Origin of the sequence: Teichococcus aestuarii (assembly GCF_042651065.1) — a bacterium.
GTDB classification, from domain to species: Bacteria; Pseudomonadota; Alphaproteobacteria; order Acetobacterales; family Acetobacteraceae; genus Pseudoroseomonas; species Pseudoroseomonas aestuarii.
Genome location: NZ_JBHSCH010000058.1, coordinates 22313 through 28609, shown reverse-complemented (window position 1 = coordinate 28609; position 6297 = coordinate 22313). Strand labels below are relative to the sequence as shown.

General features: G+C 71.2%; 5 protein-coding genes. 1 reads left to right on the top strand and 4 read right to left on the bottom strand.

Going from position 1 to position 6297, the window contains the following annotated elements:
• The first annotated feature begins 71 nt into the window (after positions 1-71).
• Positions 72-1967, top strand: a complete 1896-nt coding sequence (locus ACFOY6_RS18650; RefSeq protein WP_379651908.1) for an AMP-binding protein — start codon at positions 72-74, stop codon at positions 1965-1967.
• Between the two features lie 48 nt (positions 1968-2015).
• Here the strand turns inward: ACFOY6_RS18650 and ACFOY6_RS18645 are convergent, their stop codons facing one another.
• From ACFOY6_RS18645 to ACFOY6_RS18630, 4 genes are read right to left on the bottom strand one after another with little or no spacing between them, the layout of a single operon-like run.
• Positions 2016-2438, bottom strand: a complete 423-nt coding sequence (locus ACFOY6_RS18645) for a hypothetical protein (RefSeq protein WP_109515639.1) — start codon at positions 2436-2438, stop codon at positions 2016-2018.
• Positions 2435-4060 (bottom strand): ABC transporter ATP-binding protein, encoded by a 1626-nt coding sequence (locus ACFOY6_RS18640; protein ID WP_379651907.1) that lies wholly within the window; start codon positions 4058-4060, stop codon positions 2435-2437. Before ACFOY6_RS18640 ends, ACFOY6_RS18645 begins: the two co-directional genes overlap by 4 nt.
• Positions 4057-5091, bottom strand: a complete 1035-nt coding sequence (locus tag ACFOY6_RS18635) for an ABC transporter permease (RefSeq protein ID WP_379651906.1) — start codon at positions 5089-5091, stop codon at positions 4057-4059. Before ACFOY6_RS18635 ends, ACFOY6_RS18640 begins: the two co-directional genes overlap by 4 nt.
• Entirely contained in the window at positions 5088-6188 is a 1101-nt protein-coding gene (locus ACFOY6_RS18630; protein WP_379651905.1) for a microcin C ABC transporter permease YejB, read from the bottom strand. Before ACFOY6_RS18630 ends, ACFOY6_RS18635 begins: the two co-directional genes overlap by 4 nt.
• Between the last annotated feature and the right edge of the window lie 109 nt (positions 6189-6297).

Sequence of the window (6297 nt, the reverse complement as noted above, 5' to 3'; positions counted from 1 at the left end):
GCCGCCATGCCGGCCCGGCGCCCCCCGCGCGGCGCCCATCTCCGACAAGAACAGAACCAGGGAGGCTTTCCATGCCGGATGGCTATGACGCCACCTACGCGCAATGGCGGCAGGACCCGGAGGGCTACTGGCTCCGCGCCGCCAGCGGCATCGACTGGTCAACCCCGCCCGGACGCGCCTTCGATCCCGCGCAGGGCGTCTATGGCCGCTGGTTCCCGGAGGCGCGGCTGAACATCTGCCACAACGCCATCGACCGCCACGTGGCCGCCGGGCGTGGCGACCAGCCGGCGCTGATCTGGGACAGCCCGCTCTCCGGCACGCAATCCCGCCTCACCTATGCCGCGCTGCTCGACCGCACGGCGCGGCTGGCCGGCGCCATGGCCGCGCGTGGCGTCGGGGTGGGGGACCGGGTGGTGATCTACATGCCCATGGTGCCGGAGGCCGCCATCGCCATGCTGGCCTGCGCCCGGCTCGGCGCGGTGCATTCGGTGGTGTTCGGCGGCTTCGCGGCGGCGGAGCTGGCGGCGCGCATCACGGATGCGGAGCCGAAGCTGGTGCTCTCCGCCTCCTGCGGCATCGAGCCGGGGCGGGTGGTGAAGTACAAGCCGTTGCTGGACGCGGCGCTGGCCCTCTCGCCGCACCACCCCGCCGGCTGCCTGGTGCTGCAACGCGAGACTTGGCGCTGCGCGCTGCAGCCCGGCCGCGACGAGGACATGGCGGAGGCCATGGACGCCGCCGCGCCGCACCCCTGCGTCGACGTCGCGGCGACCGACCCGCTCTACATCCTCTACACCAGCGGCACGACGGGAAAGCCGAAAGGCATTCTCCGAGACTGCGGCGGCTACGCCGTGGCGCTGCACCACTCCATGTCCCTGCTCTACGGCCTGCGGGCGGGCGACGTCTCCTGGACGGCGAGCGATGTCGGCTGGGTGGTGGGGCATTCCTACATCGTCTACGGGCCACTGCTGGCCGGCTGCACCAGCGTGATCTACGAGGGCAAGCCGGTGGGCACGCCGGATGCCGGGGCCTTCTGGCGCGTCTGCGCCGAGCACGGTGTGAAGGTGCTGTTCACCGCCCCCACCGCGCTGCGCGCCATTAAGAAGGAGGACCCGGAGGGCAAGCTGCTGGCCGGCTACGACCTTTCGAAGCTGGAGGCGCTGTTCCTGGCCGGCGAGCGCTGCGACCCGGACACGGCGCTCTGGGCCGAGCGGCTGCTGCAACGCCCGGTGGTGGACCATTGGTGGCAGACCGAGACGGGCTGGTGCATCACCGGCAATTTCCGCGGCGCCGGGCTGTTCCCGATGCGCGCCGGCTCCGGCGGCAAGCCGGCCCCCGGCTATGTGGTGGAGGCGCTGGACGAGGCGGGCCGCCCCGTGGCGCCCGGCCAGATCGGCAGCCTGGCGATCCGCCTGCCGCTGCCGCCCGCCTGCCTGCCGGGCCTCTACAAGGCCGAGGCGCGCTTCCGCGAGGCCTACCTGGAGGCTTATCCGGGCCACTACAACACCGGCGATGCCGGCATGGTGGATGCCGATGGCTATGTCTGGGTGATGTCCCGCACGGATGACATCATCAACGTCGCCGGCCACCGCCTTTCCACCGGCGCGATGGAGGAGGTGCTGGCCGCCCACCCCGACGTGGCGGAATGCGCCGTGGTGGGGGTGAAGGACAGCCTGAAGGGCCAGGCGCCGCTCGGCCTCGTGGTGCTGAAGGCGGGGGTGGACAAGCCCGAGGCCGTGCTGGCGAAGGAGCTGGTGGCGCTGGTGCGCGAGCGCATCGGGCCGGTCGCCGCCTTCAAGGAGGCGCGGGTGGTGGCCCGCCTGCCCAAGACGCGCAGCGGCAAGATCTTGCGTGCCACGCTGCGCAAGCTGGCCGATGGCGAGGATTTCGTGGTGCCGCCGACGATCGACGACCCGGTGATCCTGGAGGAGATCGGCGCGGTGCTCCAGGAGGCCCACCCCCTCGCCTGAACTGGCAGAAAAAAGATGGGGGTCCGGGGGAATTCCTTCCCCCGGCCTTTAACCTTTCAGCTCCGCCATGGCGCGGGTGAAGGCGCGCCAGTCATCCTTGCGGGTGGCGGCGCGGGCGCTGCCATCCTCCAGCTTGGCGTAGAGGGTGAGCACGCCCTTGGCCCAGAGCCCGTCGAACAGCCGTTCGTCGGAGAAGGCGAGGAGGGTGGTGCGCTCGAACACGGCGGCCTTGATGCGCGGCTGCACCTTCCACAGCCACCAGCCCATGCCCGCCGCCAGCACCGCCGCGCCGACATGGATGTTCACCGCCATGGTCACCAGCACGAAGGCGACGAGGATGCCGATGGGCCAGGTCAGCGTCTCCGAGGCGCGGTAGACCGGCGAGCCGGAGACGTTCATCTTGCGGACATGGACGCCGAGCTGGACCTTGTCCTGGCGGACCAGCTCTTGCAGCGTCTCGAACTCACTCATGGCGTGGCGGCTCTCTCCCCGGCCGCCGCCTCCAGGGGGAAGGCGGCGCGCATCAGGGCGCGGGTATACTCGGCCCTGGGCGCCTGCAACACCGCCGCCGCCTCGCCTTCCTCCACCACCTGCCCGCCCTTCAGCACCATGATGCGGTGGGCCATGGCGCGCACCACGCGCAGGTCGTGGCTGATGAACAGGTAGGCCAGCCGGTGCCTGGCCTGCAGCCCGCGCAGCAGCTCCACCACCTGCGCCTGCACCGAGACGTCGAGCGCGCTGGTCGGCTCGTCCAGCACCAGCAGGCGGGGTTGCAGCACCAGGGCGCGGGCGATGGCGATGCGCTGGCGCTGGCCGCCCGAGAATTCGTGCGGGTAGCGCTCGGCCGTGGCGGGGTCGAGCCCCACCTCCTCCAGCGCCTGGTTCACACGGGCGCGGCGCCCGGCGGCCTTCAGCCCCGGCTCGTGCACCGCCAGCCCCTCGCCGACGATCTCGGCCACGCTCATGCGCGGCGAGAGGGCGCCGAACGGGTCCTGGAACACCACCTGCATCCGCGCCCGCAGCGGCCGCAGCGCGGCGCGGGAAAGGCCCTGGATGGGGCTGCCCTCGAAGGTGACGCGCCCTTCGCTGCGCTCCAGCTGCAGCAGGGCGAGGCCGAGGGTGGTCTTGCCGCTGCCGCTCTCCCCCACCAGCCCCAGCGTCTCGCCCTCGCGCAGCGCCAGCGACACGCCATCGACGGCGCGCACCGCCCCCACCGGCCGGCGCAGCAGGCCGCGGCGGATGGGGAAGTGCACCTTCATCGCCTCGGCGCGCAGGACCTCCGGCGCATCCGCCGGCACAGGGGCGGGGCGGCCGCGCGGCTCGGTGGCCAGCAGCATCTTGGTGTAGTCGTGCTTCGGGTCGTTCAGCACCTGCGCCGCCGGGCCCTGCTCCACCACCCGGCCCTGGCGCATCACCACCACCGCGTCGGCGTGCTGGCGCACGATGGTCAGGTCGTGGGTGATCAGCAGCATCGACATGGAAAGGCGCTGCTTCAGCTCGGCCAGCAGCGCCAGGATCTGTGCCTGGATGGTGACGTCGAGCGCGGTGGTCGGCTCGTCGGCGATCAGCAGCCGGGGGTCGTTGGCGAGGGCGGCGGCGATCATCACGCGCTGGCGCTGGCCGCCCGAGAGCTGGTGCGGGTAGGCATCCAGCCGCTCCTGCGCATTCGGCAGGCCGGCGCGCTCCAGCAGTTCGATGACCCGCGCGCGCAGCGCGGCGCCGCGCAGCGGCTGATGCAGCCGCACCGCCTCGGCCACCTGGCGGCCGACGCTGTGCAGCGGGTTCAGGCTGGTCATCGGCTCCTGGAAGACCATGCCGGCGACGCCGCCGCGCAGCCGCTGCAATTCGGCCGGCTTCGCCTCCAGCACGCGGGTGCCATCCAGCGTGACGCGCCCGGCGATGGAGGCGGAGGGCGGCAGCAGCCGCAGGCAGGCCAGGGCGCTGACGCTCTTGCCGCTGCCGCTCTCGCCCACCAGCGCCACGGTCTGCCCCTGTGGCACCTCGAAGGAGACGTTGCGCACCACCTCCCGGCCCCGGAAGGAGATGCCGAGCCCCTCGACCTTGAGCAGCGGCGGCGGGGTGGGGGGGATCATGCCTCGCCTCCGGGGAGCTTGCGGGGGTCGAAGGCGTCGCGCACCGCCTCGCCGACGAAGATCAGCAATGTCAGCACGCCGCCCAGCACGAAGAAGGCGGTGAGGCCGAGCCAGGGGGCCTGGAGGTTGTTCTTGCCCTGGCTCACCAGCTCGCCGAGCGAGGGCGAGCCGGGCGGCAGGCCGAAGCCGAGGAAGTCGAGGCTGGCCAGGATGGTGACGCTGCCCGAGAGCAGGAAGGGCAGGAAGGTGAGGGTGGCGACCATGGCGTTGGGCAGGATGTGGCGCGTCATCACCCGCGTGTCCGACACGCCGAGCGCCTTGGCGGCGCGCACATAGTCCAGGTTGCGGCCACGCAGGAACTCGGCCCGCACCACGCCGGTCAGCGCCATCCAGGAGAACAGCAGCAGGAAGACCAGCAGCGTCCAGAAGCCCGGCTCGATGACGCTGGCCAGGATGATCAGCAGGAAGAGCTGCGGCATGCCGGACCAGATCTCGATGAAGCGCTGGAAGCCGAGATCGACCCAGCCGCCATAATAGCCCTGCACCGCCCCCGCCGCGATGCCGATGACCGAGGAGGCGAGGGTGAGGGCGAAGCCGAACAGCACCGAGATGCGGAAGCCGTAGATGACGCGCGCCAGCACGTCCCGCGCCTGGTCGTCCGTGCCGAGGGGGTTCGCCCAGGAGGGGGGCGAGGGGGCGGGCTGGCCGAGGTCGCGGATGATGGTGTCGTGCCGGTAGGGCAGCAGGGGCCAGAGCATCCAGCCGCCCTGGGCCTCCACCTCCTCGCGCAGCGCGGGGTCGCGCCAGATGGCGGCGGTGGGGAAGCCGCCCTCGATGATGTCGCTCTCCGCGTATTCCACCGCCACGGGGAAGAACCATTTCTCGCCCACCTTGGCGAGCAGCGGCCGGTCATTGGCCACCAGCTCGGCGCCGAGGGTGACGAAGAACAGCAGCGCGAAGATCCAGAGCGACCACCAGCCGCGCCGGTTGGCGCGGAAATTGGCCAGCCGGCGCCGGGTGATGGGGGTCATCGGCGCGCCTCGAAGTCGATGCGCGGGTCGATCAGCGTGTAGGTGACGTCGCCCACGATCTGCATGACCAGCCCCAGCAGGGTGAAGATGTAGAGGGTGCCGAACATCACCGGATAGTCCCGCCTGATGGCGGCCTCGAAGCCGAGCAGGCCGAGCCCGTCGAGCGAGAAGACGATCTCGACCAGCAGCGCGCCGGTGAACAGGATGCCGATGAAGGCGGCCGGGAAGCCGGCGATGATCAGCAGCATGGCGTTGCGGAACACATGGCCGTAGAGCACGCGCCCCTCGCCCGCCCCCTTGGACCGGGCGGTGACGACGTACTGCTTGTTGATCTCCTCCAGGAAGGAGTTCTTGGTCAGCATGGTGAGGCCCGCGAAGCCGCCGATGACGAGCGCCAGGGTCGGCAGCGCCATGTGCCAAGCATAGTCCAGCGCGCGCTGCCAGAAGGGCCAGTCGGCGCTGCCGGAGGAGGCGAGGCCGCGCAGCGGGAACCACTGCACGAAGGAGCCGCCGGCGAACAGCACCACCAGCAGGATGGCGAAGAGGAAGCCCGGCACCGCGTAGCCCACCAGCACCACGCCGGAGGTCCAGGCATCGAAGCGCGTGCCGTCCCGCACCGCCTTGCGGATGCCCAAGGGTATGGAGACGAGATAGATGATCAGCGTGGACCAGAGGCCGAGGCTGATGGAGACGGGCAGCTTCTCCCACAGCAGATCCACCACCTTGCGGCCGCGGAACAGGCTCTCGCCGAAGTCGAAGGTCAGGTAGCCCTTGATCATGGTGAGGAAGCGCTCGTGCGCCGGCTTGTCGAAGCCGAAGAGGCGCTCGATCTCGGCCACCACGGCGGGGTCCATGCCGCGCGCGCCGCGATAGGTGCCGGCGGGGCCTTCGCCCGCCTGGCCTTGCGGCGGCCCGCGCAGCTCGCCCTGGGATTCGCCGAGGCGGCCGATGGTGCTGACATTGCTGCCGCGCAGCTCGGCCAGCATCTGCTCCACCGGCCCGCCGGGGGCGAACTGCACCACGATGAAGTTGATCAGGATGATGCCGAACAGAGTCGGCACCAGCAGCGCCAGCCGCCGCAGCAGATACGCGCCCATTTTTTTGTCAGGCTGCCGCGGTCTGGCGGGGAGGGGGGGCGCCGCATGGATGGGGCGCCCTGGCGGATGCGTGGTGCTGCGCGCGCATGATGTTCCCCGTGACCCCGTT

What these genes read in the sequence shown, in the direction of transcription:
- ACFOY6_RS18650 (WP_379651908.1), top strand. Translation starts at nt 72, where the DNA reads ATGCCGGATGGCTATGACGCCACCTACGCGCAATGGCGGCAGGACCCG.
- ACFOY6_RS18645 (WP_109515639.1), bottom strand. Translation starts at nt 2,438, where the DNA reads ATGAGTGAGTTCGAGACGCTGCAAGAGCTGGTCCGCCAGGACAAGGTC.
- ACFOY6_RS18640 (WP_379651907.1), bottom strand. Translation starts at nt 4,060, where the DNA reads ATGATCCCCCCCACCCCGCCGCCGCTGCTCAAGGTCGAGGGGCTCGGC.
- ACFOY6_RS18635 (WP_379651906.1), bottom strand. Translation starts at nt 5,091, where the DNA reads ATGACCCCCATCACCCGGCGCCGGCTGGCCAATTTCCGCGCCAACCGG.
- ACFOY6_RS18630 (WP_379651905.1), bottom strand. Translation starts at nt 6,188, where the DNA reads ATGGGCGCGTATCTGCTGCGGCGGCTGGCGCTGCTGGTGCCGACTCTG.